Annotated in this window: 21 protein-coding genes; 8 read left to right on the top strand and 13 right to left on the bottom strand. The window is 60.6% G+C overall.

Annotation, left to right across the window (positions count from 1 at the left end):
* Nucleotides 1-53: 53 nt before the first annotated feature.
* Together AACY44_RS22995 and AACY44_RS22990 are read right to left on the bottom strand one after the other, a co-directional pair.
* Complete coding sequence (locus AACY44_RS22995) at nucleotides 54-2030, bottom strand: methyl-accepting chemotaxis protein (protein ID WP_339415107.1); 1977 nt, start codon at nucleotides 2028-2030, stop codon at nucleotides 54-56.
* A gap of 177 nt (nucleotides 2031-2207) precedes the next feature.
* Nucleotides 2208-3128: a LysR substrate-binding domain-containing protein gene (locus AACY44_RS22990; RefSeq protein WP_339415106.1), complete on the bottom strand. Its 921-nt coding sequence runs from the start codon at nucleotides 3126-3128 to the stop codon at nucleotides 2208-2210.
* A 136-nt stretch (nucleotides 3129-3264) separates the two neighbouring features.
* Between AACY44_RS22990 and AACY44_RS22985 the strand changes: the two genes are divergently transcribed.
* A complete protein-coding gene (locus tag AACY44_RS22985) occupies nucleotides 3265-4668 on the top strand; it encodes a NorM family multidrug efflux MATE transporter (RefSeq protein WP_339531127.1) in 1404 nt (467 codons plus the stop codon).
* Between the two features lie 29 nt (nucleotides 4669-4697).
* On the opposite strand, the gene AACY44_RS22980 is transcribed toward AACY44_RS22985, so the two are convergent.
* Nucleotides 4698-6362: a putative bifunctional diguanylate cyclase/phosphodiesterase gene (locus AACY44_RS22980; RefSeq protein ID WP_065875462.1), complete on the bottom strand. Its 1665-nt coding sequence runs from the start codon at nucleotides 6360-6362 to the stop codon at nucleotides 4698-4700.
* A gap of 256 nt (nucleotides 6363-6618) precedes the next feature.
* Between AACY44_RS22980 and rep the strand changes: the two genes are divergently transcribed.
* Nucleotides 6619-8628, top strand: a complete 2010-nt coding sequence (rep, locus tag AACY44_RS22975; RefSeq protein ID WP_339428300.1) for a DNA helicase Rep — start codon at nucleotides 6619-6621, stop codon at nucleotides 8626-8628.
* Nucleotides 8629-8686: 58 nt separating this feature from the next.
* A complete protein-coding gene (locus AACY44_RS22970; protein WP_003195447.1) occupies nucleotides 8687-9259 on the top strand; it encodes a xanthine phosphoribosyltransferase in 573 nt (190 codons plus the stop codon).
* A gap of 82 nt (nucleotides 9260-9341) precedes the next feature.
* Here AACY44_RS22970 and AACY44_RS22965 read toward each other — a convergent pair whose 3' ends face one another.
* The 6 genes from AACY44_RS22965 to dadA form a co-directional block, all read right to left on the bottom strand.
* Nucleotides 9342-11264, bottom strand: a complete 1923-nt coding sequence (locus AACY44_RS22965) for an acetyl-CoA hydrolase/transferase C-terminal domain-containing protein (protein ID WP_339415103.1) — start codon at nucleotides 11262-11264, stop codon at nucleotides 9342-9344.
* Nucleotides 11265-11401: 137 nt separating this feature from the next.
* On the bottom strand, nucleotides 11402-11812 hold the full coding sequence (locus tag AACY44_RS22960) for a c-type cytochrome (protein WP_339415449.1): 411 nt from the start codon (nucleotides 11810-11812) through the stop codon (nucleotides 11402-11404).
* A gap of 182 nt (nucleotides 11813-11994) precedes the next feature.
* On the bottom strand, nucleotides 11995-12543 hold the full coding sequence (locus AACY44_RS22955) for a cupin domain-containing protein (RefSeq protein ID WP_339415102.1): 549 nt from the start codon (nucleotides 12541-12543) through the stop codon (nucleotides 11995-11997).
* Nucleotides 12544-12659: 116 nt separating this feature from the next.
* Nucleotides 12660-13733 (bottom strand): alanine racemase, encoded by a 1074-nt coding sequence (gene alr, locus AACY44_RS22950; protein WP_339415101.1) that lies wholly within the window; start codon nucleotides 13731-13733, stop codon nucleotides 12660-12662.
* Between the two features lie 78 nt (nucleotides 13734-13811).
* Nucleotides 13812-14165: a RidA family protein gene (locus tag AACY44_RS22945; protein ID WP_339415100.1), complete on the bottom strand. Its 354-nt coding sequence runs from the start codon at nucleotides 14163-14165 to the stop codon at nucleotides 13812-13814.
* Nucleotides 14137-15438, bottom strand: coding sequence for a D-amino acid dehydrogenase (dadA, locus tag AACY44_RS22940; RefSeq protein WP_339415099.1), 1302 nt, complete (start codon nucleotides 15436-15438; stop codon nucleotides 14137-14139). The genes AACY44_RS22945 and dadA overlap by 29 nt, the downstream gene beginning before the upstream one ends.
* 156 nt (nucleotides 15439-15594) lie before the next feature.
* Here dadA and AACY44_RS22935 point away from each other — a divergent pair, with 156 nt between their 5' ends.
* A complete protein-coding gene (locus AACY44_RS22935) occupies nucleotides 15595-16083 on the top strand; it encodes an Lrp/AsnC ligand binding domain-containing protein (RefSeq protein WP_003176896.1) in 489 nt (162 codons plus the stop codon).
* Between the two features lie 43 nt (nucleotides 16084-16126).
* Here the strand turns inward: AACY44_RS22935 and AACY44_RS22930 are convergent, their stop codons facing one another.
* Nucleotides 16127-16480 (bottom strand): YkgJ family cysteine cluster protein, encoded by a 354-nt coding sequence (locus AACY44_RS22930; protein ID WP_314564404.1) that lies wholly within the window; start codon nucleotides 16478-16480, stop codon nucleotides 16127-16129.
* Nucleotides 16481-16594: 114 nt separating this feature from the next.
* Between AACY44_RS22930 and AACY44_RS22925 the strand changes: the two genes are divergently transcribed.
* Nucleotides 16595-17887, top strand: a complete 1293-nt coding sequence (locus AACY44_RS22925; RefSeq protein WP_339438898.1) for an NAD(P)/FAD-dependent oxidoreductase — start codon at nucleotides 16595-16597, stop codon at nucleotides 17885-17887.
* 1 nt (nucleotide 17888) lies between these two features.
* Here the strand turns inward: AACY44_RS22925 and AACY44_RS22920 are convergent, their stop codons facing one another.
* Nucleotides 17889-18113 carry a DUF1127 domain-containing protein gene (locus AACY44_RS22920; protein ID WP_339415097.1) on the bottom strand — a complete coding sequence of 75 codons (225 nt, stop codon included), beginning with the start codon at nucleotides 18111-18113 and terminating at the stop codon, nucleotides 17889-17891.
* 167 nt (nucleotides 18114-18280) lie between these two features.
* On the opposite strand from AACY44_RS22920, the gene AACY44_RS22915 reads away from it, so the two are divergent.
* Nucleotides 18281-19705 (top strand): aminotransferase-like domain-containing protein, encoded by a 1425-nt coding sequence (locus AACY44_RS22915; RefSeq protein ID WP_339531123.1) that lies wholly within the window; start codon nucleotides 18281-18283, stop codon nucleotides 19703-19705.
* A 62-nt stretch (nucleotides 19706-19767) separates the two neighbouring features.
* Entirely contained in the window at nucleotides 19768-21336 is a 1569-nt protein-coding gene (locus AACY44_RS22910; protein WP_339436654.1) for a phospholipase D family protein, read from the top strand.
* Between the two features lie 64 nt (nucleotides 21337-21400).
* On the opposite strand, the gene AACY44_RS22905 is transcribed toward AACY44_RS22910, so the two are convergent.
* Nucleotides 21401-22543, bottom strand: a complete 1143-nt coding sequence (locus tag AACY44_RS22905) for an MFS transporter (protein WP_339436653.1) — start codon at nucleotides 22541-22543, stop codon at nucleotides 21401-21403.
* A gap of 182 nt (nucleotides 22544-22725) precedes the next feature.
* On the bottom strand, nucleotides 22726-24219 hold the full coding sequence (locus tag AACY44_RS22900) for an aldehyde dehydrogenase (RefSeq protein WP_339415093.1): 1494 nt from the start codon (nucleotides 24217-24219) through the stop codon (nucleotides 22726-22728).
* A gap of 230 nt (nucleotides 24220-24449) precedes the next feature.
* On the opposite strand from AACY44_RS22900, the gene AACY44_RS22895 reads away from it, so the two are divergent.
* Nucleotides 24450-24812, top strand: a complete 363-nt coding sequence (locus tag AACY44_RS22895) for a cupin domain-containing protein (protein ID WP_339415092.1) — start codon at nucleotides 24450-24452, stop codon at nucleotides 24810-24812.
* Nucleotides 24813-24953 lie beyond the last annotated feature (141 nt).

The following is a 24953-nucleotide window of genomic DNA, read 5'->3' as shown; positions in this document are numbered from 1 at the left end:
GGTTGAACGTGCCTAGCAGGCAAACCCAGGTCCCACAATTGATCTGCGGAGTTTCAGCGGAACCGATCCACCTCATGCCGCAAACCCGCCGCCAGCGTCTCCAGTTCCTTGGCGGTAACTGCCAGGTTCGACACCACTTCACGCTGCTCACTGTTGGCCAGCGCAATGCTCTGCAGGTTGCTGCTAAGCAAGGTCGCGGTGCTGCTCTGTTCCTGGGTGGCGGTGGTGATCGCAGCGAACTGCTCACCGGCCGAGCGGCTTTGTTCGTCGATACGCGCCAGGGCTGAAGCCACGTCGGCGTTACGCGACAGACCTTCCTGCATCAGTACGTTACCGTCTTCCATGGTGCTGATGGCATTGCCGGTTTCTTGCTGGATACTCTGGATCATCCCAGAGATCTCGTCCGTAGCCTCTCGGGTGCGCGACGCCAAGTTGCGTACTTCATCGGCGACAACGGCAAAACCACGGCCTTGCTCACCGGCCCGTGCGGCCTCGATAGCCGCGTTGAGTGCCAGCAGGTTGGTCTGATCGGCGATCGACGTAATCACCCCGACGATCCCCCCAATTTCCTGGGAGCGCTGGCCCAGGGTGTTGATCACCGTGGCCGTGCTGTTGAGGGCCGTGGCGATGTGTTCCAGGGACGACGACGCCTCTTGCATCGAGTTACGGCCGATGCGGGTCTGCTGAGCGTTTTCCTGGGCCAGGCGCTCTGTGGCGCCCATGTTGTCGGCGATGTTCAGCGAGGTGGCGCTGAACTCTTCTACCGCGCCGGCCATGCTGGTGATCTCGCCGGACTGCTGCTCCATGCCTTCATAGGCACCGCCGGACAAACCGGACAACGCCTGGGCACGGCTGTTGACCTCTCCGGCGGCGTTGCGGATATGCGAGACCATGGTCGACAGCGCTTCACCCATCTGGTTGAAACTGCGCGCTAGCTGGCCGATTTCATCATGGCTGGACACATTCAGGCGTGCGCTCAAATCACCCGCGCCCAAGGCTTCGGCCTGGCGCACCAGGTCGCCCAGTGGCGCCAGTTTGCTGCGAAGCAGCCAGACGGTTGCGCCCACTGCCAGCAGCATCGCCAGCACGCTGCCAATCACCAGGCGGATGCCGACTTCCCACGTCACCGAGCGAATCTCGGCTTTGGGCATGCTCGCAACCACGGCCCACGGCCCGCCTTCGAAGGGCACCGATACGCTGTAGAAGTCTTCGTTTTTGTCAGCCCAAAAGCGGCCGACACTTGGCGTCTTAGCCAGGTCCAACATGACGGGCACTGCTTGATCCAGCGCCTGCACGCCAGCCGGCGGCACCAGCCAGCGCTTCTGCTCATCCAGCAAGGCCAGGGAACCGGTCTCACCGATACGGAAGCGTTTGAGGTTCTCGAACTGCACGTTCTGGGCGTCGGTATAGTCAAAGCCGATGAACAGCACCGCGATGACTTTGCCACTGGCGTCGCGCACCGGGCTGTATTGAGTCATGTAGGAGCGATCGAACAACACCGCTCGGCCGATGTAGGTTTGCCCACTGAACACACGCGAATAGGCCGGCGCATTGCGGTCAAGCACAGTGCCAATGGCGCGATTGCCATCCTGCTTGGCCAGCGAGGTGCTGACACGGATGAAGTCGTCGCCGCTGCGCACAAATACCGTGGCCACACCACCGGACATCTGCTTGAACTTGTCCACTTCGTCGAAGTTGTTGTTCAGTAGATCGCTGCCCAAGTACAAGCTTGGCGTCTGTACACCAGCGACCGCGACGGGTTGATCGGGCCGTACGCTCAAGCCGGCACTGAAACGCTTCTCGAACAGCCCGGTCAGGCGCTCGGTGCTCTCACGCAGCGTGCTGTGGAACGTGTTGAGTTGGTCGGCGAGCAACCGCGCTTCACTGGCCAAGTGTTCCTCGCGGGTATGGAGGTTGGCTGAGTCGAGGGAACGCAGGGCAAAGACAGTGCTGCCACCAATGGCCACAGCCAGAATCAAGGCTAAAGCGATACCTAACTGTGAGGCTATGCGGGCGCGAGGTTGAGACATGAAGGCTCCTGGCCGAGGCCAGGATCATCCTGATCTCATAGCGCTGCTCGGCAAATTATCTGGTGGGGAACGCTGTGCACGAACGTTCAAACACACCTTACTTCGGCAGGTCGAGACAATACTTGAGCGATCTACAGGGGTATCGCGCAAACGATTGCACGAACGGTTTGCCATCCCTCAATCGAGGCATTCGACCCGGGGCAATTCCATCGCCTTGACTTCCGCCTGCAGAAACTCCGCCAAGCGCCGCAAACGCTCGCCACCGGGACGGGTTTTCGGCCACACCAGGTAGTAATTTTCGCCACTGGCCACGGCGGTTGGCCAGGGCAAGCTCAGCCGCCCTTGGGCCACATCTTCGGCCACCATCAGCAAGTCGCCCATCGACACACCATAACCCCGTGCGGCGGCGATCATGCCCAGCTCGAGGGTATCGAATACCTGGCCGCCCTTGAGCGACACTTCGGATGACAACCTCATGCGCTCCAACCAGTAACGCCAGTCACGACGATCTGGCGTCGGATGCAGCAGCTCGGCGGTTGCCAGCCGTGCCACATCCCAAGGGCCGTCGTTCAGCAGGTTGGGGGCGCCGACCGGTATCAGCATTTCGGGAAACAGGTAACACGCCTCCCAATCTGCCGGGAAGTGGCCGTTACTCAGTAGTACCGCGCAATCGAACGGCTCCTGATTGAAATCCACTTCGTCGATGTTCATCCAAGCACTGGTCAATTGCACTTCGTTGCCCGGCTGCAATGCGCGGAAGCGACTGAGCCGCGCCAACAGCCAACGCATGGTCAGGGTCGACGGTGCCTTCATGCGCAGGATGTCATCTTCGGCGTTCAGGGTATGGCAGGCCCGTTCCAGCGCGGCGAAACCTTCACGGACACCGGGCAATAGCAGGCGCGCGGCTTCGGTGAGTTGCAAGGTGCGCCCACTGCGCTGGAACAGGCGGCAGGCGAAATGCTCTTCCAGCGTGCGGATATGTCTGCTCACTGCACTTTGCGTAATCGAAAGCTCCTCTGCCGCGCGGGTAAAGGAGTTGTGCCGTGACGCGGCTTCAAATGCGCGCAAGGCATAAAGCGGAGGAAGACGACGCGACATAGGGAAGCTCCTACAAGGCAATGCCGCACCCTACCATGAGTATTAGTCATGCTAACGATCGCATTTATCCCTTTGTGCAACGGCCGGAGAGCGCCGAGAATCAACCCTTCCCCACCCCTCTGACTTTTCGAGCGTGATGATCATGCAGCATCCGGCGCGTAGCGAACTCTGGGCCATTCTGCGGCTATCGGGGCCGTTGATTGCCTCACAGTTGGCGCACATGCTGATGGTGCTGACCGACACCCTGATGATGGCCCGTCTCAGCCCCGAAGCGCTGGCCGGTGGCGGCCTGGGTGCGGCGAGCTATTCGTTCGTGTCGATTTTCTGCATCGGCGTGATCGCCGCCGTGGGTACGCTGGTGGCTATTCGCCACGGCGCGGGCGATATCGAAGGCGCCACTCGGCTGACCCAGGCCGGGCTATGGCTGGCTTGGCTGATGGCTTTGGCGGCCGGCCTGTTGCTGTGGAACCTCAAACCGCTGCTGCTGTTGTTTGGCCAGACCGAAACCAATGTGCACTCGGCCGGGCAATTCCTGACGATTTTGCCGTTCGCCCTACCCGGCTTCCTGAGTTTCATGGCCCTGCGCGGCTTCACCAGCGCGATAGGCAAGGCGACGCCGGTAATGGTGATCAGCCTCGGCGGCGCGGTGGCCAACTACCTGCTCAACCATGCACTGATCGAAGGCATGTTCGGCCTGCCGAAGCTCGGCCTCGTGGGCATCGGGCTGGTCACGGCCATCGTCGCCAACGGGATGGCACTGGCGTTGATGTGGTACATCCACCAAAACCGCACCTATGCCGCCTATCCGCTGAGCAACGGCCTGCTGCGCCTCAACACTCAATATCTGCGCGAGCTGTGGCGTCTGGGCCTGCCGATTGGGGGCACCTACGCGGTGGAAGTCGGTTTGTTTGCCTTTGCGGCACTGTGCATGGGCACCATGGGCAGCACACAGTTGGCGGCGCATCAGATCGCGCTGCAGATCGTCTCGGTGGCGTTCATGGTGCCGGCGGGGATGTCCTACGCGGTCACCATGCGCATCGGCCAGCATTACGGCGCCGATCAGTTGTTGCAGGCGCGTATGGCCGGTCGCGTCGGGATCAGCTTTGGTGCTGCCGTGATGCTGGGATTTGCGCTGGTGTTCTGGCTATTCTCCGACCCGCTGATCGGGCTGTTCCTCGACCATAACGACCCGGCGTTTCACGACGTGATCGTGCTGGCCGTCAGCCTGTTGGCCGTCGCGGCCTGGTTCGAGTTGTTCGATGGCGTACAAACCATCGCCATGGGCTGTATTCGCGGGTTGAAAGATGCCAAGACCACCTTCCTGGTCGGCCTCGGCTGCTACTGGCTGATCGGTGCGCCTTCGGCCTGGCTGATGGCCTTCACCCTGGGCTGGGGGCCGACCGGCGTGTGGTGGGGTTTGGCGCTGGGCCTGGCGTGTGCGGCGGTCAGCCTGACATGGGCGTTTGAAGTGAAGATGAAGCGGATGATTCGGCGGGAGCCGGAGGTTCGCGCTGAATTTCAGGCGATGCAGCCGGACTAGAAATCCCACATTTGGATTGGGTTTACAGCTCAACCCAGCAAAGCCTGCTGTCCTTTGCCAAACGTCAGGTAATCCACTAACTCCGGTAATGGCAGTGGCTTGCTGATCAGGTAACCCTGCGCCTGGTCACACCCAAACAGCCGCAACAACGCTAGCTGCTCAGGCGTTTCCACCCCCTCGGCAACCACTTCCAGGTTGAGGTTGTGGGCCAGGTTGATCATGGCGTGCACCAATTTGCGGTTTTCTTCACGCTCTTCCATCCCACCGACAAAGCTCTTGTCGATCTTCAACAAGGCAATCGGCAGGCTGTTGAGGTGCACGAACGACGAGAAACCGGTGCCGAAATCGTCCAGGGAAAACCGCACGCCAAGGCGACCCAGCGCATCCATGGTCTGCTTGACCAGGTCACTGCGACGCATCACGGCCGTTTCGGTCAGTTCGAACTCCAACCATTGCGCTTCCACACCACGCTCGGAAATCAGCCGGCTGAGGGTCGAAAGCAACTGGCTGTCCTGAAACTGGCGAAACGACAGATTGACCGCCATGTGCAGCGGCGGCAGGCCGCGTTCACGCAGGTCCTGCATGTCGCGCAGGGCTCGGGAAATCACCCAGTAGCCCAGCGGCACGATCAAGCCGCTTTGCTCGGCCAACGGCACGAATTCACTCGGCGGCAACAGGCCCCGCTCGCCATGACGCCAGCGCACCAGGGCTTCCAGGCCGACGATGTGCCCGTCGTCCAGGTCCAGGCGCGGCTGGTAATGCAGCTCCAGTTCATCACGACGCAAGGCGCGGCGCAGCTCGCTTTCCAGGTCGGCCAGGCTGCGCGCGTTGCGGTTGATGCGTTCGTTGAAGATATGAAAGGTGCAGCCCTGGGTGCTCTTGGCTTGCTGCATGGCGATATGGGCGTGCCACATCAGCGGGTCGGCACCGGCGCGAGCCCGAGCATGCGCCACACCCAGGCTGCAACCGATCAGTAAGCTTTCGCCATCCACCCAGTAGGGTTCGGCCATGACTTCAGTAATGCGCTCGGCCATCCACTCGGCACGCTGGGGTGCACGGCGGGTGTCGATCAGCAGGGCGAATTCGTCGCTGCCCAGACGCGCCAATTGGTCTCCGACCTCAAGCTGGCTCTTGAGCCGTGAGACCACTTGCAGGATCAGCCGGTCGCCAGCCTGGTGCCCGAGGGCATCGTTGGCGTGCCGGAAGTTGTCGAGGTCCAGGTGACCGAGGGCCAGGCCGCGCCCCTCATTCTCGGCCAGCCGCGCCGCCAGCAGGGTCTGGAAGCCCTGGCGGTTGGCAATGCCGGTGAGCGGGTCCTGTTCGGCCAGGCGCTGCAAGGTATTTTCCAGCAGCCCGCGCTCGCGAACGTGGCGCAGGCAGCGGCGCAGTGTATCGGCGTCCAATACATCACTGACCAGCCAATCGCTGACGCCAAGGGGCGATACCAGGGGCTCTTGCTCCAGCAGCAACACGCACGGCAGGCTGCAACGGCCAGGGCCGGGTTGCAGGCTGGGCGTGGTCAATAGCACGGCGCTGTGGTCGTCATCGAACAAACGACTCACGGACTCCCAGTTTGGCGCGCTGATCAGCACAGCCCCATCGCCCATCGGCGCCAGGCACTCGCGCAATAACGCTGCCCACGCGGGCTCATCGGCCAGCAGCAGCAAACGCAAGGGTTCGACAGGCGTAGACAAGCTAGCTCCCTAGACTCTGCAATATTTCGTTGGCGGCGGGCATTATGACGTGCGCCCTTAGAATCACCAATGATAGGGGGTATCAAACACTCAAAATGTAAACAATAGTCTCAAACAACCCCCACATCCTGCGGCAAAGTATCAAAACCGGCAAATTTAGATCGAGTGGTACGTCACACTGTCGTTCTGACAGGGCAGAATCCTGCCAGCCTGTTAAAATGCCCGCCCTTTTGAACAACGACTCCCTGAATTCCGTATGTCCCGACTCAATCCCCGGCAGCAAGAAGCCGTGAACTACGTCGGCGGCCCTCTATTGGTGCTCGCCGGCGCAGGCTCCGGCAAGACGAGCGTGATCACCCGCAAGATCGCGCACCTGATCCAGCAGTGCGGCATCCGCGCCCAGTACATCGTCGCCATGACGTTTACCAACAAGGCCGCGCGGGAAATGAAAGAACGTGTCGGCACCCTGCTCAAGGGTGGCGAAGGCCGCGGGCTCACCGTGTGTACGTTCCACAACCTGGGGCTGAACATTATCCGCAAGGAGCATGCACGTCTGGGCTACAAGCCAGGTTTCTCGATTTTCGACGAGACCGACGTGAAGTCGCTGATGACCGACATCATGCAAAAGGAATACGCAGGCGACGACGGCGTGGATGAGATCAAGAACATGATCGGCGCCTGGAAAAACGACCTGATCCTGCCCGCCCAGGCCCTGGAAAACGCACGCAACCCCAAGGAACAGACTGCCGCGATCGTCTACACCCACTACCAGCGCACGCTCAAAGCGTTCAACGCGGTGGACTTCGATGATCTGATCCTGCAGCCGGTCAAGCTGTTCGAGGAACACGCCGACGTCCTCGAAAAATGGCAGAACAAGGTGCGCTACCTGCTGGTGGACGAATACCAGGACACCAACGCCAGCCAGTATCTGCTGGTGAAGATGCTGATCGGCAAGCGCAACCAGTTCACCGTGGTCGGCGACGATGACCAGTCGATCTACGCCTGGCGTGGCGCCCGCCCGGAAAACCTGATGCTGCTCAAGGACGACTACCCGTCCCTGAAAGTGGTGATGCTGGAGCAGAATTACCGCTCCACCAGCCGCATCCTGCGCTGTGCCAACGTGCTGATCTCGAACAACCCCCACGAGTTTGAAAAACAACTGTGGAGCGAGATGGGCCACGGCGACGAAATCCGCGTGATCCGCTGCCGCAACGAAGACGCCGAAGCCGAGCGCGTGGCCGTCGAGTTACTGACCTTGCACCTGCGCACCGACCGCCCCTACAGCGACTTCGCGATCCTGTATCGCGGCAACTACCAGGCCAAGCTGATCGAGCTGAAGCTGCAGCACCACCAGATTCCGTACCGACTGTCGGGCGGCAATAGCTTTTTCGGACGTCAGGAAGTGAAAGACCTGATGGCCTACTTCCGCCTGATCGTGAACCCGGACGACGACAACGCGTTCCTGCGCGTGATCAACGTGCCGCGCCGGGAGATCGGCTCCACGACCCTGGAAAAACTCGGCAACTACGCCACGGAACGCAAGATCTCGATGTACGCTGCTACCGACGAAATCGGCTTGGGCGAACACCTGGACACGCGCTTCACCGACCGCCTATCGCGCTTCAAGCGCTTCATGGACAAGGTGCGCGAGCAATGCGCCGGCGAAGATCCGATCAGCGCCCTGCGCAGCATGGTCATGGACATTGACTATGAAAACTGGCTGCGCACCAACAGTTCCAGCGACAAGGCCGCGGATTACCGCATGGGCAACGTCTGGTTCCTGATTGAAGCGTTGAAGAACACCCTGGAAAAAGACGAAGACGGCGAGATGACCGTCGAGGATGCCATCGGCAAGCTGGTGCTGCGCGACATGCTCGAGCGCCAGCAAGAAGAGGAAGACGGCGCCGAAGGTGTGCAGATGATGACCTTGCACGCGTCCAAGGGCCTCGAATTCCCCTACGTGTTCATCATGGGCATGGAAGAGGAAATCCTCCCGCACCGTTCCAGCATCGAAGCCGACACCATCGAAGAAGAGCGCCGCTTGGCCTACGTGGGCATTACCCGCGCGCGTCAGACGCTGGCCTTCACCTTTGCAGCCAAGCGCAAGCAGTACGGCGAAATCATCGATTGCGCGCCCAGCCGGTTCCTGGATGAACTGCCGCCGGACGACTTGGCCTGGGAAGGCAATGACGACACCCCGACCGAGGTGAAGGCCGTTCGCGGCAACACCGCCCTGGCAGATATACGCGCGATGTTAAAGCGCTAGAATCGACTACTTTTTAATCTACTTTCGGCGCGCACCGCGCCATTAGAGGAAGCTTTCCGTGGAAGCACTGCACAAGAAAATTCGCGAAGAAGGCATCGTGCTTTCCGATCAGGTACTCAAGGTCGACGCCTTTTTGAACCACCAGATCGACCCGGCACTGATGAAACTGATCGGCGATGAATTCGCCGCGCTGTTCAAGGATTCGGGCATCACCAAGATTGTCACCATCGAAGCCTCTGGCATCGCCCCGGCGATCATGACCGGTCTGAACCTGGGTGTACCGGTGATCTTCGCGCGCAAGCAGCAATCGTTGACCCTGACGGAAAACCTGCTGTCGGCGACGGTGTACTCGTTCACCAAGAAAACCGAAAGCACCGTAGCCATCTCGCCACGTCACCTGACCAGCAGCGACCGCGTGCTGGTGATCGATGACTTTTTGGCCAATGGTAAAGCGTCCCAGGCGCTGATTTCGATCATCAAGCAGGCGGGCGCGACCGTTGCCGGCTTGGGGATTGTGATCGAGAAGTCGTTCCAGGGTGGCCGCGCGGAGCTGGATGCGCAGGGTTATCGGGTGGAGTCGCTGGCGCGTGTGAAATCGCTGGCCGGTGGCGTGGTCACCTTCATCGAATAATTTGCGACACCGCAAATCCCAGGTGAATACAGATCAAAATGTGCGGGGTTGCTCGCTCCCACATTTTGATCTGTGTTGGCTGTTAGTGCGCGGTGGCCTGCAGGCCGGCGAGTAGCAGGCGCTGGTATAAGTCCTCTTTCAGTCCCTCCGGCTTATCCAACCGCATCCGCTTCAAATGCTCCGGATACGCCTCCGGTTCAGGCGCATCCAACGCCGCCTTGCCTAACTCCAGCATCTCCGTCAGCTTGAATTTGCTCTTGAGCCAGTTCAGCGCCCGCAACAAATCCCGTTCCTCATCGGTGAAATCACTGCCCAGTGGATATTCCGGAAACAACCGACGATGGCGCGCTTGAATCGCCTGTAGCCGCTCGGGCGTGTTATCGGCAAAGCGTGGATCCAGCTGGAAATCCTTGGGCAACTTGCCGGCTTTTTGCGCCTGTTCGATCAAATCGTCCTGGAAGCGTGAGTCAGTAATGTTAAGCAATGCCTCGATAACCTGGGCATCCGTCTGCCCACGCAAATCGGCAATCCCATACTCGGTGATGACAATATCCCGCAGGTGCCGGGGAATCGTGCAATGCCCATAGCCCCAAACGATATTGGAGCTGACCTCCCCCGCCGACTCGCGCCAGCTGCGCAGGATCAGGATCGAACGCGCGCCTTCCAGTGCATGGCCCTGGGCCACGAAATTGTACTGCCCGCCCACACCGCTGAGCACGCGACCGTCTTCCAACTGGTCGGCTACACCCGCGCCAAGCAACGTGACGATAATCGCACTGTTGATAAACCGCGCATCCCGGCGTTGCAGGCGCTTGAGCTCTTCCTGGCCGTACAGCTCGTTGATGTAGCTGATGCGGGTCATGTTGAATTCAAGGCGCTTGGCGTGGGTCATTTCCTGCAGGCGCTGATAGAAACTGCGCGGGCCAAGGAAGAAACCACCGTGGATCGAGATGCCATCAGGCTGCGCCGCATCGTCGAGCGTGCCGGCGTTGGCCTGCGCCTGGGTCGCCACATCCGGGTAAACCTTACGGCGGATAATCCCCGCGTCCGCCAGTACCAGCAGGCCGTTGACGAACATCTCGCTGCAACCATACAGGCCACGGGCGAACGGATCGACACCCCCTTCCCGGCTGATCAAAGGCGCCCATTGATACACATCGATGTCGGTCAGCAGCAGCCGGTAGGCCTCGTTGTCGGCTTGGCGCGCCAGCAACGCGGCGGTCAGCGCATCGCCCATCGAGCCGATACCGATCTGCAAGGTGCCGCCATCGCGCACCAGGGTGCTGGCATGCAGACCGATAAAGTGATCCTGGAAACCCACCGGCATATTCGGCGTGGAGAACAGCGTGGTGCTGTCTTTTTTATCAATCAGGTAGTCGAAGGCGTCCATGCCCAACTCGGAATCGCCGGGCATGTAGGGCAAATCGCTATGGACTTGGCCAACGATCAGCACGGTTTCCCCCGCATCACGTCGCTTGGCGATCATCGGCAGCAGGTCGAGGGTGATGTCGGGGTTGCAGCTCAGGCTCAGGCGATCAGGATGTTCGGCGCTGCTCGCAACCAATTGCGCCACCAGGTTCAGGCCGGCGGCATTAATGTCGCGGGCAGCGTGACTGTAGTTGCTGCTGACGTAGTCCTGCTGCGCCGATTCGCTGTGGAGCAAGCTGCCGGGCTGCATGAAGAACTGCTGCACGTGGATATTTTTTGGAAGGCTGTCTTTATGCAGGTCAGCGAGGAAATCCAGCTCGGGGTAATCGCCAAACACTCGCTCGATAAAGGGTTCGAGAAAGCGCTTCTGCAAGCCATCGCCCATCGTCGGACGGCCAAGACTTAGGGCGGTATAGATCGTCAGCGCCCGATCCGGCAATTTAGCGATGCGCCGGTACAGCGCGTTAGCAAACAGGTTGGGCTTGCCCAGGCCAAGCGGCATGCCCATGTGGATATGCGCCGGCAAGCGCGCCAGTACGTCATCAACTGCTTGCTCGATTGAACACAACTGCACCATCCGACCCTCCTGAACATTCCGTGATTAGGGGTTGGACAGAGAGTGGCGGGTCTTTGCTGCAAAGAACAGTGGTGAAACACTAATTGCGGGCACAAAAAAGCCGCCCGTAAGCGGCTTTTTTGGCGAAGATCGGCTGATTAGAGGCCGGACATCTTCTTGATGGCGCCTTTAAGGTCATCATCCGAGCAATCAGCGCAAGTACCCTTAGGTGGCATGGCATTGATACCGGTGATCGCCTTGGCCAGAATGCCGTCGAGGCCGCCCTGTTGGTCGGCTCGCTCTTTCCAGGCGGCGGTATCACCGATTTTTGGCGCACCCAGCAGGCCGGTGCTGTGACAGGCGTTGCAGTGTTTGGCGATGATTTCGTCGGGGGTTTTCGCCCCACCGCCACCCGCTGCCACGGCGACCTCCATCCCCTTGCATTCCTGACCCTGAACACACACCTGGCCGACAGGCTCCAGGCGCTTGGCAATGTCATCATTGGTCGCAGCTTGAGCGCTGACAGCCCATAGGGCCAGTACGGTTGCTGGTGCGGCCAGCATTTTCATAATTAGGTTCACGCGTTCACCCTCAATGGTGGCTATTCACGCCTGCGGCCACGGTTTCGCAGGCGGCGAAAGTATAACGGTTAGCCCGCCTGGCCGAAACAACCCTATTAAACAAAGGGAGATTCGGCTTCACGGAATACTGCTACGGGAACCTCTGCAATGCTGGCAGGGCGCCTCTATTCTTAAAAGTTCGCGGGTGTGGCTGCGCTGATTAGTCGCGCCGGCACGTCGAACGGGTTGCGAAAACGATGGGGCTTGGTGCTTTCAAAGTAGTAGCTATCGCCAGCTTCGAGCACAAAAGTTTCAAAACCGACCACCAACTCCAAGCGCCCCTCCACCAGGATCCCGGTTTCTTCACCTTCGTGGGTGAGCATTTCTTCGCCCGTGTCGGCGCCCGGCGGGTAGATTTCGTTCAGAAACGCAATCGCCCGTGTCGGGTGCGCCCGACCTACCAGTTTCATGGTGACGGCGCCGTCAGAGATGTCGATCAGCTCATTGGCTTTATAGACGATCTGCGTCGGTACTTCCTGGAGGATCTCCTCGGAAAAGAACTCGACCATGGACATGGGGATGCCGCCCAGCACCTTGCGCAAGGAGCTGATCGAGGGGCTGACGCTGTTTTTTTCGATCATCGAAATGGTGCTGTTGGTGACACCCGCGCGCTTGGCGAGCTCACGCTGGGAAAGACCCTTCAGTTTACGGATGGATTGCAGTCGTTCGCCGACGTCCAATGCAGGTGCCTCCTAGGGTTCAGGCTTTGTTGTAATTGAGCGTTATCATGGCGACAGCGTTCAGTATTTACAACACTTGGGCCTAAATCCCAGGCGGTTGCACGCGTATCTGGCGATCAAGCGCCGGAATAGAGCCTTGGCACGCGGCGCAGGTTGCAGAACAGCTGATAGGGAATGGTCTCGGCGGCGACCGCAATGTCACTGGCGAGGATATTTTTGCCCCACAGCTCTACCGTTGACCCAAGCCCGGCCTGCGGCACGTCAGTCAGGTCGATGCACAGCATGTCCATGGAAACACGCCCCAACAACTGGCTGCGTTGCCCGGCCACCATTACCGGCGTACCGGTCGGCGCGTGACGCGGGTAGCCATCCGCATAACCCATGGCAACCACACCAATGCGCATCGGCTTGGGCGTGATGAACTTCGCGCCGTAGCCCACCGGCTCACCGGCCGGCAACTCCCGCACACAGATCACCTTGGATTCCAGCGTCATCACCGGCTGCAAACGCGCCGCCACAGCCTGGTCTTCACCAAACGGCGTGGCGCCGTAAAGCATGATGCCGGGGCGAACCCAGTCGCTGGACACAGTTGGCCAGCCCATGACCGACGGCGAGTTACGTAGGCTGACCTCGGCCGACAAGCCCTGGCGCGCCGCTTCAAACACCGCAACTTGTTCATCACTGCGCACGCAGTCAAGTTCATCGGCGCGCGCAAAGTGGCTCATCAGTACGATTTTGGCCACTTTGCCACTGGCCAGCAGACGCTGATAAGCCTCGTGATAATCCTTGGGGTGCAGGCCAACGCGGTGCATGCCGGAGTCGAGCTTGAGCCAGATGGTCAGTGGTTTGCTCAGCCTGGCTTGTTCGATAGCTTCCAGTTGCCACAGCGAATGCACCACGCACCAGAAATCATGCTCGATGATCAGCGGCAGCTCGTCGGCTTCGAAAAAGCCTTCCAGCAGCAGCACTGGCGCACGAATCCCGGCGGCGCGCAGTTCCAATGCTTCCTCGATGCACGCCACGGCAAATCCATCAGCCTCGGCTCCCAACGCCTGTGCCACGCGCACGGCACCATGGCCGTAGGCATCGGCCTTGATCACGGCAAGGGCCTTGGCCCCCGTGACTTCACGGGCCAGTTGGTAATTGTGAAGCAGGGCTTGGAGGTCGATCAGGGCACGGGCTGGACGCATGGCGGCAGGCTTCTAGGCGGCAGAGTAAAGAAAAACCGGCACCGACAGACAGCATCGGCACCGGGAGAGGGATCTTGCTTAAGGCAGCGCCACCACTACGGACAGCTCCACTAGGATTTGCGGTTCACACAGCTTGGCTTCAACCGTGGCACGGGCCGGGGCAACGCCCTTGGGCAGCCACTTATCCCACACCGCGTTCATGCCGGCGAAATCGGCGTCAATGTCTTTCAGGTAGATCGTCACCGACAGCAATTTGGTCTTGTCGGTGCCGGCCAGTTCCAGCAGACGCTCGATATTGGCTAGGGTTTCACGGGTCTGCTGTTCAATCCCGGCGCTCATGTCGTCGCCGACTTGCCCGGCCAGATACACGGTACCGTTGTGGACAACGATCTGGCTCATGCGCTCATTGGTGAGCTGGCGCTGGATTGACATGTCGTGCGGACTCCTGGTGGTTGCCATAACGGGAAATATCGAGGCCTTCGGCGCTGATTTGCGGGGTTTTCTTGGCCATCAGGTCAGCCAGCAAGCGGCCGGAGCCACACGCCATGGTCCAACCGAGCGTGCCGTGGCCGGTATTCAGGAACAGGTTCTTGAACGGGGTGGCACCGACAATCGGCGTGCCGTCGGGCGTGGTCGGGCGCAGGCCGGTCCAAAACGAAGCGTGGGTCAAATCGCCGCCCTGAGGATAAAGGTCGTTGACGATCATCTCCAGGGTTTCTCGCCGACGCGGGTTAAGCGACAGGTCAAAACCGGCGATTTCAGCCATGCCGCCGACGCGGATGCGGTTGTCGAAACGGGTAATCGCGACCTTGTAGGTCTCGTCGAGAATGGTCGAAGTCGGCGCCATCGCCGGGTTGGTGATCGGCACGGTCAGCGAGTAACCCTTGAGCGGGTAGACCGGCGCCTTGATCCCCAGCGGCTTGAGCAATGTCGGCGAGTAGCTGCCGAGGGCCAGTACGTAGCGGTCGGCGGTTTCCAGCTTGCCGTCGATCCATACACCATTGATGCGGTCGCCGGCGTAATCGAGACGCTGGATATTCTGTTCAAAGCGGAATTCCACACCCAACTGCGTGCACATATCGGCCAGGCGCGTGGCGAACATTTGGCAGTCGCCGGTTTGGTCGTTCGGCAGGCGCAAGGCTCCGGCGAGGATATCCGTGACGCTGGCCAGGGCCGGCTCAACACGGGCGATGCCGGCGCGGTCGAGCAGTTCGAACGGCACGCCGGACTCTTTCAACACGGCGATGTCTTTAGCGGCACCGTCAAGTTGTGCCTGGGTGCGGAACAGTTGGGTAGTACCGAGGCTGCGGCCTTCGTAGGCAATGCCGGTTTCAACGCGCAGTTCGTCGAGGCAGTCGCGGCTGTATTCGGACAGGCGGACCATGCGCTCCTTGTTCACCGCATAACGGCTGGCGGTGCAGTTGCGCAGCATCTGTGCCATCCACAGGTATTGGTCGATATCGGCGGTGGCCTTGATCGCCAGCGGCGCGTGGCGTTGCAGCAGCCACTTGATGGCCTTGAGCGGCACGCCCGGCGCGGCCCATGGCGATGCATAGCCTGGGGACACCTGGCCGGCGTTGGCGAAACTGGTCTCCATGGCGGCGGCAGGTTGGCGGTCAACCACCACGACGTCAAAGCCGGCCCGCGCCAAATAGTAGGCACTGGTCACACCAATCACGCCGCTACCCAAGACCAGAACGCGCATTTTTATATCCTCATCGCGGGCATGGCCGCTGACGTGTGTTATTCGAGTAATGATGAGCGCAGTGTAAAAAACAATTGCCAGTGCATTTCACTATATAACTGCCTATATTTGGCGACAATTCTCGGCAAAAACCCTTTTCACAGAGGCGTATCCCCTATGCGTACCAACACCCAGACCAAGCGGGAGCTGGACAAGATCGACCGCAACATCCTGCGCATCCTGCAAACCGACGGGCGCATTTCGTTCACGGAATTGGGGGAAAAGGTCGGGCTGTCGACCACGCCATGTACCGAGCGAGTGCGCCGGCTGGAGCGTGAAGGGATCATCATGGGCTACAACGCGCGGCTCAATCCCCAGCACTTGAAGGGCAGTCTGCTGGTATTTGTCGAGATCAGCCTCGATTACAAATCTGGCGACACCTTCGAGGAGTTCCGCCGCGCCGTGCTGAAACTGCCGCATGTGCTGGAGTGCCATTTGGTGTCTGGAGACTTCGACTATCTGGTGAAGGCGCGGATCTCCGAGATGGCGTCGTACCGCAAACTGCTCGGCGATATCCTCCTCAAACTGCCCCATGTGCGGGAGTCCAAGAGCTATATCGTGATGGAAGAAGTGAAGGAGAGCCTGAATCTGCCTATCCCGGACTGACTCACTGACACGAATCAGCCCACATTTGGACCGAGCCCAGCCGTTAAACCAGCACCTGCCGGGTACTCGCCATGTATTCGTGGATCTGCTTTTCCACCCGCGGGTGAATCAGCTCCACCGGCCGCCGCCCGTTAGGGCACGGCAACGTCTTGGTGGTGCCGAACAGCCGACAGATCAACGGCCGCTCGTCGTACACCGTGCAACCATCGGGCCCCAGGTGTACGCAGTTCAGCTCATCCATGGCCGCGTCCTGCTCTGCAGCAGTCTTGCGCGGCAGGCGCGACATTTCCTCGGGCGAAGTGGTCACCGGCCCACAGCAATCGTGGCAACCGGGGACGCACTCGAACGAAGGTATCTGCCGACGCAGCGCGCTGATTTTCTGACTGTTGCAACTCATCGAAACATTTACCGAACGGCGAATAAGTGTGGATTCTGCCGTAAAACGCTCTGCGCAGACAGCTTCGTCCGACCGCTGTATCCTGCGTCAAATTTTCCAAACAGGGATGCTCCCATGACCGCCAGCGCCCGGCACACCGCCTCTTACTACGCCGCCAGCAGCGTGCCGCAAACGGATTACCCCATGTTGGCAGGCGAAGTCACTGCCGATGTGTGCGTGGTCGGCGGCGGTTTTTCCGGGCTGAACACGGCTCTGGAGCTGGCCGAGCGCGGGTTCAGCGTAGTGCTGTTGGAGGCGCGCAAGATCGCCTGGGGCGCCAGCGGACGTAACGGTGGCCAGTTGATTCGTGGCGTCGGCCATGGCCTGGACCAGTTCGCCAATGTGATCGGCACCGATGGTGTGCGCCAAATGAAGCTGATGGGCCTGGAAGCCGTGGAGATCGTGCGTGAGCGCGTCGAACGTTTTCAGATCCCCTGCGACCTCACCTGGGGTTACTGCGACCTCGCCAACAAACCCCGAGACCTCAAAGGCCTGGCCGAAGACGCCGAAGAACTGCGCAGCCTCGGCTATCGCCATGAGGTGCGCCTGCTGCAAGCAGACCAGATGAACAGCGTAATCGGCTCCGAGCGCTACGTGGGCGGCATGATCGACATGGGCTCGGGCCACTTGCATCCGCTCAACCTGGCCCTCGGCGAAGCCGCCGCCGCGCAGCAATTGGGCGTGAAGCTGTTCGAGCACTCCCAGGTCACGCGCATCGACTACGGCCCCGACCTCAACGTGCACACCGCCCAGGGCAACGTGCGCGCCAAGACCTTGGTGCTGGCGTGCAACGCCTACCTCAATGGCCTCAACCCGCACCTGAGCGGCAAGGTGTTGCCCGCCGGCAGCTACATCATCGCCAGCGAGCCGTTAAGCGAAGCGCAGGCCAGCAAATTGCTGCCTCGGAATATGGCGGTGTGTGACCAAAGGGTAACGGTGGATTACTTCCGACTGTCCGCCGACCGTCGCCTGTTGTTCGGCGGTGCCTGCCATTATTCCGGCCGTGATCCCCAGGACATCGGTGCCTATATGCGCCCGAAAATGTTGCAGGTATTCCCGCAGTTGGCCGATGTGAAAATCGACTACCAATGGGGCGGCATGATCGGCATCGGCGCCAACCGCCTGCCGCAGATCGGCCGTCTCGCGGAGCAGCCCAACGTGTATTACGCCCAGGCCTACGCCGGCCATGGGCTCAACGCCACACACCTGGCGGGCAAGCTGCTCGCTGAAGCCATCAGCGGCCAGCAACAGGGCCGCTTCGATCTGTTTGCCCAGGTGCCGCACATGACTTTCCCTGGCGGCAAGCGCCTGCGCTCGCCGCTGCTGGCGCTTGGGATGCTCTGGCACCGCTTCAAAGAGCTGGTGTGAATCAGCTGCGCCAGAAAGGTTTCAACCCTTCCTGGCGCGCCTGTTCGGCAGTCAGCCCGACGTCGCGCAGTTGCTCACGGGTCAAGTGCAGCAACGCCTTGCGCGTTTGACGGCGTTGCCAGAACAGGCTCCAGCCGCTGACGTTGCGCGGCGCCGTTGCCCGCTCCTGCCCGGCCTCCAGTTCCTGACTGTGTAACGCCAGCCGCACATCGCTCATACCGTTCATTTTGCTGCCCCTCATTCGCGTTGTTGCCTTGAGCGACAAGCATGAGTGCGTAGCACAAACCAATACAGATTCAACCATCCTTTATTAAATCAATACAGATACTGCCCATTAGCGGCTGAATCCTGTATTTTCGCCTCATCTGTACTGGTTCCGTAGGAGCGACCGCCATGACCCTTTATGTGAACCTCGCCGAATTATTGGGCACGCGCATCGAACAAGGCTTCTATCGCCCCGGTGATCGCTTGCCTTCTGTACGGGCCTTGAGTGTGGAACACGGGGTCAGCCTGAGCACCGTGCAGCAGGCGTATCGGTTACTGGAAGACAACGGCCTCGCTATGCCCAAGCCGAAATCAGGCTATTTTGTACCCGTCGGCCGCGAGCTGCCGGCCTTGCCGGAGATTGGTCGACCGGCCCAACGACCGGTAGAGATATCCCAGTGGGACCAGGTACTGGAGCTGATTCGCGCGGTGCCGCGCAAAGATGTCATACAGATGGGGCGCGGCATGCCAGATGTGCTCTCCCCGACCTTGAAACCTTTGCTGCGCAGCCTCGCCCGCGTGAGCCGCCGCCAGGACCTGCCCGGCCTGTATTACGACAACATCCTCGGCTGTATGGAGCTGCGCGAGCAAATTGCGCGACTGTCATTGGATTCTGGCTGCCAGCTGACCGCCGAGGACATCGTGATCACCACCGGTTGCCATGAGGCGCTGTCCGCCAGCATCCGCGCCATTTGCGAGCCTGGCGATATCGTCGCAGTGGATTCGCCGAGCTTTCACGGCGCCATGCAGACCCTCAAGGGCCTGGGCATGAAAGCCTTGGAAATCCCTACTGACCCGATCACCGGCATCAGCCTCGAAGCACTGGAGTTGGCGCTGGAACAGTGGCCGATCAAGGTCATCCAGCTGACCCCCAACTGCAACAACCCCCTGGGTTACATCATGCCGGAGGCGCGCAAGCGTGCACTACTCACCCTGGCCCAGCGCTTTGACGTGGCAATCATTGAAGACGATGTGTACGGCGAATTGGCCTATAGCTACCCGCGCCCGCGCACCATCAAGTCCTTCGACGAAGACGGCCGTGTACTGCTGTGCAGCTCGTTCTCGAAAACCCTGGCGCCTGGTTTGCGCATTGGTTGGGTGGCTCCCGGTCGATACTTGGAGCGCGTGCTGCACATGAAATACATCAGCACGGGTTCCACGGCGACACAACCGCAGATCGCCATTGCCGAATTCCTGAAAAGCGGGCACTTCGAGCCGCATTTGCGGCGGATGCGCACCCAATACCAGCGTAATCGCGATTTGATACTCGACTGGGTCAGCCGCTATTTTCCGACAGGCACGCGCGCCAGCCGGCCCCAGGGCAGCTTCATGCTATGGGTCGAGCTACCGGAGGGTTTTGATACCTTGAAGCTCAACCGCGTGCTGATGGAGCAAGGCGTCCAGATTGCCGTAGGCAGCATTTTTTCTGCATCGGGCAAGTACCGGAACTGCCTGCGCATGAACTACGCTGCCAAACCTACGCCGCAGATTGAAGAAGCGGTGCGCAAGGTGGGGGCTGCCGCGAGCAAAATGCTGGCCGAGGCGGCCGACTGACCTTTCTCAGGAAATTGCCGTCATATGCCGACAACCGCCCTGATCTGGAAGCAACTCCCTTGATGATTCAACGGCTATTCCCGTTTTTCCTGTTGGGAGCCCTGGCCCTGGGCGGCTGCGCCACGGTGCCTGCACCGCGCATCCCCAGCGACGCCCTGCCCGCCGCGCAATCGTCGTTCGGCCGCTCGATCCAGGCCCAGGCCGCCCCGTATCAAGGGCGCTCGGGTTTTCGCCTGCTGCCCAACAGCAGCGAGGCCTTCATGGCCCGTGCCGAACTGATCCGCAACGCCCAGACCAGCCTCGACCTGCAGTACTACATCGTGCACGACGGCATCAGCACGCGCATGCTGGTGGACGAACTGCTCAAGGCTGCCGACCGTGGCGTGCGCGTGCGCATCCTGCTGGACGACACCACCAGCGACGGCCTCGACCAGATCATCGCCACGCTCGCCGCCCACCCCAAGATCGAAATCCGTCTGTTCAACCCCCTGCACCTGGGGCGCAGCACCGGCGTGACGCGCGCCATGGGCCGCTTGTTCAACCTGTCGCTGCAGCATCGGCGCATGCACAACAAGCTATGGCTGGCGGACAACAGCGTGGCCATCGTCGGCGGGCGCAACCTGGGGGATGAGTATTTCGATGCCGAGCCCAACCTGAACTTCACCGATATCGACATGCTCAGCGTGGGCCCGGTAGCCGAACAGCTTGGCCACAGTTTCGACCAATACTGGAATAGCGCCCTGAGCAAGCCTATCGACAACTTCGTTTCCAATGCACCGTCCAAAGGCGACCTGGCCGACGCGCGCGTGTACCTGGAAGCGTCGCTGGCCGAATCGCGCCAGCAGAACCATGCGCTGTACAACCGCTTGCGCACCTACCAGACCCAACCGCGCATGGACATCTGGCGCCGCGAACTGATCTGGGCCTGGAACCAGGCCCTGTGGGACGCACCGAGCAAGGTGCTGTCCAAGGCCGACCCAGACCCTCGGTTGCTGCTCACCACTCAACTGGCGCCGGAACTGGAAGGGGTCAGCCACGAGCTGATGATGATCTCGGCGTATTTCGTGCCGGGGCAACCGGGGCTGGTGTATCTGACCGGGCGCGCCGATGCGGGGGTGTCGGTCAGCCTGCTGACCAACGCCCTGGAAGCCACTGACGTGCCGGCCGTGCACGGTGGTTATGCGCCCTATCGCAAGGCGCTGCTGGAGCACGGCGTGAAGCTCTACGAACTGCGCCGTCAGCCCGGTGACCCCAGCGCGGGCAGCGGGCCGCATCTGTTCCGGCGCAGCACCTTCCGCGGCTCGGACTCCAGCCTGCACAGCAAGGCGATGATCTTTGACCGGCAGAAATCGTTTATCGGCTCGTTCAACTTCGACCCACGTTCGGTGCTGTGGAATACCGAAGTCGGCGTGTTGGTCGACAGCCCCGAACTGGCGGAGCACGTGCGTAACCTGGCGCTGCAAGGCATGGCGCCGGACTTGAGCTATGAGGCGAAATTGCAGGATGGCCAAATAGTGTGGGCGACCGAAGATAACGGCCAACTGCACACCCTCACCCGCGAGCCGGGCAGTTGGTGGCGGCGGTTCAATGCGTGGTTCGCTACCTCAGTTGGCTTGGAACGCATGCTCTAAAGCCAGAGGAGATCAACTGTGGGAGCTGGCAAGCCAGCTCCCACCTATTGACCGCATTTCAGGGTCAGGCCGGTTGCGCCACGCCGAACGCGCCTTGGCGCAGCAACAGCACCACCAACCCCAACGCACCGGCTGCCATCAGCAGCGGCAACGCATGCCCGCTGATCCATTGGCTGCCCGCCCCTGCCACCAAAGGGCCGATCAGGCAACCGATACCCCACAGCTGCGCCACGTGGGCATTGGCGCGCACCAATGCATCGTCGCGATAACGCTCGCCGATCAGGATCAGCGACAGGGTAAACAAGCCTCCAGCACTCGCGCCGAACAACACCCAGATCGGCCAGATCAGCGGCGTATGCATCAACAACGGAATCGCCAGGCTCGACGCCAGCAACAGCACCGCACAACTCATGAACAGCGTGCGCCGAGGCAGGTAGTCGGCCAGTGCGCCAATGGGCAATTGCAGCAGCGCATCGCCGACCACCACCGTACTGACCATGACCAAGGCGATTTCGGCGGTAAAGCCTTGTTGCAGGCAGTAAATCGGCAACAACGTCAGAATCATCGCCTCGAACGCAGCGAATAACGCCACCGCCCACGCAATCGCCGGCAGGCTCAGGCAGAAACGCCACAGGTCAGCGAAGGTCACACTGAAGGACTCGGCGCTCGGTGCGCCGGAACGCCCCAACAACAGCAACGGCGCCACCACTAACAGACCGACGCCGACCCAGAAACCGTAGTCATGGTCGGTGCCGATCAAGCCCAGCAACAGTGGGCCAGACAGTTGGCTCAGGGCATAAGTGCAGCCATACAGTGCCACCAGACGGCCACGCCACTGCTCCACCACCAACTGGTTGATCCAGCTTTCGCCCAGGATAAATACGATGGTCAGGATCACCCCGATCATCAGCCGTAGCACCAGCCACACCGGGTAGCTGGGCAGGATCGCCAACAAGCCGATGGAAATTGCGCCTGCCCACAAACACAGGCGCATAAGGTTGGCGGTGCCGAGCCATGAGGCCATGCGACTGGACACCTTCGCACCGAGCAGCACACCGAAGGCCGGCATCGCCGCCATCACGCCGATGGCAAAACTGCCATAACCCCAGCTTTCCAGGCGCAGGGACACCAGCGGCATGCTGACGCCCAGGGCCAGGCCGACGCTGAGCACCGAGGCCAGGACGGCGAAATAGGTCGCCCAACGCATGTCCACGCTCCTGTGGATAATTATTTCAAGGGCTGCAAACGAACTGTAGGAGCGAGCTTGTGTGGGAGTCGGGCTTGCCCGCGATGCAGATGCCTCGGTGTGTCAGTCACACCTTGGTGATGCTATCGCAGGCCAGCCGGCTCCCACACAAGCCCACTCCCACATTTGGACTGCGGTGTGGCTTAGAGCTTGATCCAGGTCGACTTCAGCTCGGTGTACTTGTCGAACGCATGCAGCGACTTGTCGCGACCGTTGCCCGACTGCTTGAAGCCACCAAACGGCGCAGTCATGTCGCCGCCATCGTACTGGTTGACCCACACGCTACCGGCACGCAAGGCTTTAGCGGTCAGGTGCGCCTTGGAGATATCTGACGTCCACACCGCGGCAGCCAGGCCGTAGACAGTGTCGTTGGCGATCTTGATCGCTTCTTCTGCACTGTCGAAGGTGATCACCGACAGCACTGGGCCAAAGATCTCTTCCTGGGCGATCTTCATCGCGTTGGTCACGCCGTCAAAAATCGTCGGTTCGACGTAAGTGCCGCCCGTCTCTTCCAGGGTGCGCTTGCCGCCAGCTACCAGCTTGGCGCCATCGGCATGGCCGGCTTCAATGTACGAGAGCACGGTGTTCATTTGTTGGGTATCCACCAGCGCACCCACGTTAGTGGCTGGGTCCAGTGGGTTGCCGGGCTTCCAGCCCTTGAGGGCCTCGATCACCAACGGCAGGAAAGTGTCCTTGATCGAACGCTCCACCAGCAGGCGCGAGCCCGCGGTGCACACTTCGCCCTGGTTGAAGGCGATGGCGCCGGCGGCAGATTCGGCGGCCGCTTGCAGGTCCGGAGCATCGGCAAACACGATGTTCGGGCTCTTGCCGCCAGCTTCCAGCCACACGCGCTTCATGTTCGACTCGCCGGAGCGAATCAACAGTTGCTTGGCGATTTTGGTCGAACCGGTGAACACCAGGGTGTCGACGTCCATGTGCAGCGCCAGCGCATTGCCCACGGTGTGGCCGTAGCCCGGCAGCACGTTGAACACGCCTTTTGGAATACCGGCTTCAACGGCCAGGGCTGCGATACGGATGGCGGTCAGCGGGGACTTTTCGGACGGCTTGAGGATTACCGAGTTACCGGTGGACAGCGCAGGGCCGAGCTTCCAGCAGGCCATCATCAGCGGGAAGTTCCACGGCACGATAGCGCCCACCACGCCGACTGGCTCGCGGGTGACCAGACCCAGCTGGTCGTGCGGAGTGGCGGCAACTTCGTCGTAGATCTTGTCGATGGCCTCGCCGCTCCAGCTAAGGGCATTCGCCGCGCCGGGTACGTCGATGTTCAGGGAGTCGCTGATCGGCTTGCCCATGTCCAGGGTTTCGAGCAGCGCCAGCTCCTCGGCATTAGCCTTGAGCAACGCGGCGAAACGGATCATGGTGGCTTTGCGTTTGGCCGGTGCCAGGCGCGACCACACACCGGAATTGAACGTGGCGCGGGCGTTTTCCACAGCGCGCTGGGCATCGGTGGCGTCACAGCTGGCAACAGCGGCCAGCAGGCGGCCATCGACCGGGCTGATGCATTCGAAGGTTTCACCGGAAACGGCGGCGGTGTACTCGCCATTGATGTAGGCGCGGCCTTCGATCTTCAGATCCTTGGCGCGTTGTTCCCAGTCGGCACGGGTCAGGGTGGTCATGCGAGTGTCCTCCTCTTATTGAATACGAGGGCCAGGCGATGTCCCCCGGCAGCCTCAAAGAATGCTTGCCCGGCCAGCCATCTGTTCGGCTCAAGGCAGCTGCCACCCTAAACCAGCGGCTGGGGATGTTTCAATATATTTGACATATCGCCAGTAAACGCCCTTGCGATGTTCATTTTAATAAACATAGACTTTGGGCTCTCCAACCGCAGGCCAGACGGGAAACGCACATGAGCATCCAGGACATCGTCGACTTCAGCCAAGCCAAGACCGCCGCCGAGCGCTACCGCCCTGCTGCCGAAAAAATCCTCAAGGGCGATCCCGAGCAAACGATCTACAACCACTACAACAGCCCGTGCGGCCAAATGAGCGCCGGGGTCTGGGAGGGTGAGGTGGGGCATTGGAAGGTCAACTACAGCGAGCATGAGTACTGCGAGATTGTGCAGGGTGTGTCTGTCCTGCGTGATGCGGACGGCAACGCCAAGACCTTGCGCGCGGGTGACCGCTTCGTGATCCCGGCCGGTTTCAGCGGCACATGGGAAGTGCTGGAGCCGTGCCGCAAGATCTACGTGGTGTTCGAACAAAAGGCCTGATCAGTAAATCGCAGGCAAAAAAAAGGTTCTTCACGGAATCACGGGAAAGACAGAAACAAGAACGCCGATTTGATGGATGATGTTCGTGCGAGCAAACACATCTAAAAAACCGGCGTTCTTATGCGTGATATTAATACTTTT

The sequence above is a fragment of the Pseudomonas sp. RA_15y_Pfl1_P11 genome, assembly GCF_963970975.1.
In the GTDB taxonomy this organism is placed as follows: Bacteria; Pseudomonadota; Gammaproteobacteria; order Pseudomonadales; family Pseudomonadaceae; genus Aquipseudomonas; species Aquipseudomonas tritici.
The sequence above is the reverse complement of the archived record's forward strand: the minus strand, read 5'-3'. Positions and strand labels throughout refer to the sequence as shown.

Bases quoted from the DNA above. Each gene is read 5' to 3' on its own strand.
- AACY44_RS22995 (WP_339415107.1), bottom strand. From the start codon at position 2,030: ATGTCTCAACCTCGCGCCCGCATAGCCTCACAGTTAGGTATCGCTTTA.
- AACY44_RS22990 (WP_339415106.1), bottom strand. From the start codon at position 3,128: ATGTCGCGTCGTCTTCCTCCGCTTTATGCCTTGCGCGCATTTGAAGCC.
- AACY44_RS22985 (WP_339531127.1), top strand. From the start codon at position 3,265: ATGATCATGCAGCATCCGGCGCGTAGCGAACTCTGGGCCATTCTGCGG.
- rep (WP_339428300.1), top strand. From the start codon at position 6,619: ATGTCCCGACTCAATCCCCGGCAGCAAGAAGCCGTGAACTACGTCGGC.
- AACY44_RS22965 (WP_339415103.1), bottom strand. From the start codon at position 11,264: ATGGTGCAGTTGTGTTCAATCGAGCAAGCAGTTGATGACGTACTGGCG.
- AACY44_RS22960 (WP_339415449.1), bottom strand. From the start codon at position 11,812: ATGAAAATGCTGGCCGCACCAGCAACCGTACTGGCCCTATGGGCTGTC.
- alr (WP_339415101.1), bottom strand. From the start codon at position 13,733: ATGCGTCCAGCCCGTGCCCTGATCGACCTCCAAGCCCTGCTTCACAAT.
- AACY44_RS22945 (WP_339415100.1), bottom strand. From the start codon at position 14,165: ATGTCAATCCAGCGCCAGCTCACCAATGAGCGCATGAGCCAGATCGTT.
- dadA (WP_339415099.1), bottom strand. From the start codon at position 15,438: ATGCGCGTTCTGGTCTTGGGTAGCGGCGTGATTGGTGTGACCAGTGCC.
- AACY44_RS22935 (WP_003176896.1), top strand. From the start codon at position 15,595: ATGCGTACCAACACCCAGACCAAGCGGGAGCTGGACAAGATCGACCGC.
- AACY44_RS22930 (WP_314564404.1), bottom strand. From the start codon at position 16,480: ATGAGTTGCAACAGTCAGAAAATCAGCGCGCTGCGTCGGCAGATACCT.
- AACY44_RS22925 (WP_339438898.1), top strand. From the start codon at position 16,595: ATGACCGCCAGCGCCCGGCACACCGCCTCTTACTACGCCGCCAGCAGC.
- AACY44_RS22920 (WP_339415097.1), bottom strand. From the start codon at position 18,113: ATGAACGGTATGAGCGATGTGCGGCTGGCGTTACACAGTCAGGAACTG.
- AACY44_RS22915 (WP_339531123.1), top strand. From the start codon at position 18,281: ATGACCCTTTATGTGAACCTCGCCGAATTATTGGGCACGCGCATCGAA.
- AACY44_RS22910 (WP_339436654.1), top strand. From the start codon at position 19,768: ATGATTCAACGGCTATTCCCGTTTTTCCTGTTGGGAGCCCTGGCCCTG.
- AACY44_RS22905 (WP_339436653.1), bottom strand. From the start codon at position 22,543: ATGCGTTGGGCGACCTATTTCGCCGTCCTGGCCTCGGTGCTCAGCGTC.
- AACY44_RS22900 (WP_339415093.1), bottom strand. From the start codon at position 24,219: ATGACCACCCTGACCCGTGCCGACTGGGAACAACGCGCCAAGGATCTG.
- AACY44_RS22895 (WP_339415092.1), top strand. From the start codon at position 24,450: ATGAGCATCCAGGACATCGTCGACTTCAGCCAAGCCAAGACCGCCGCC.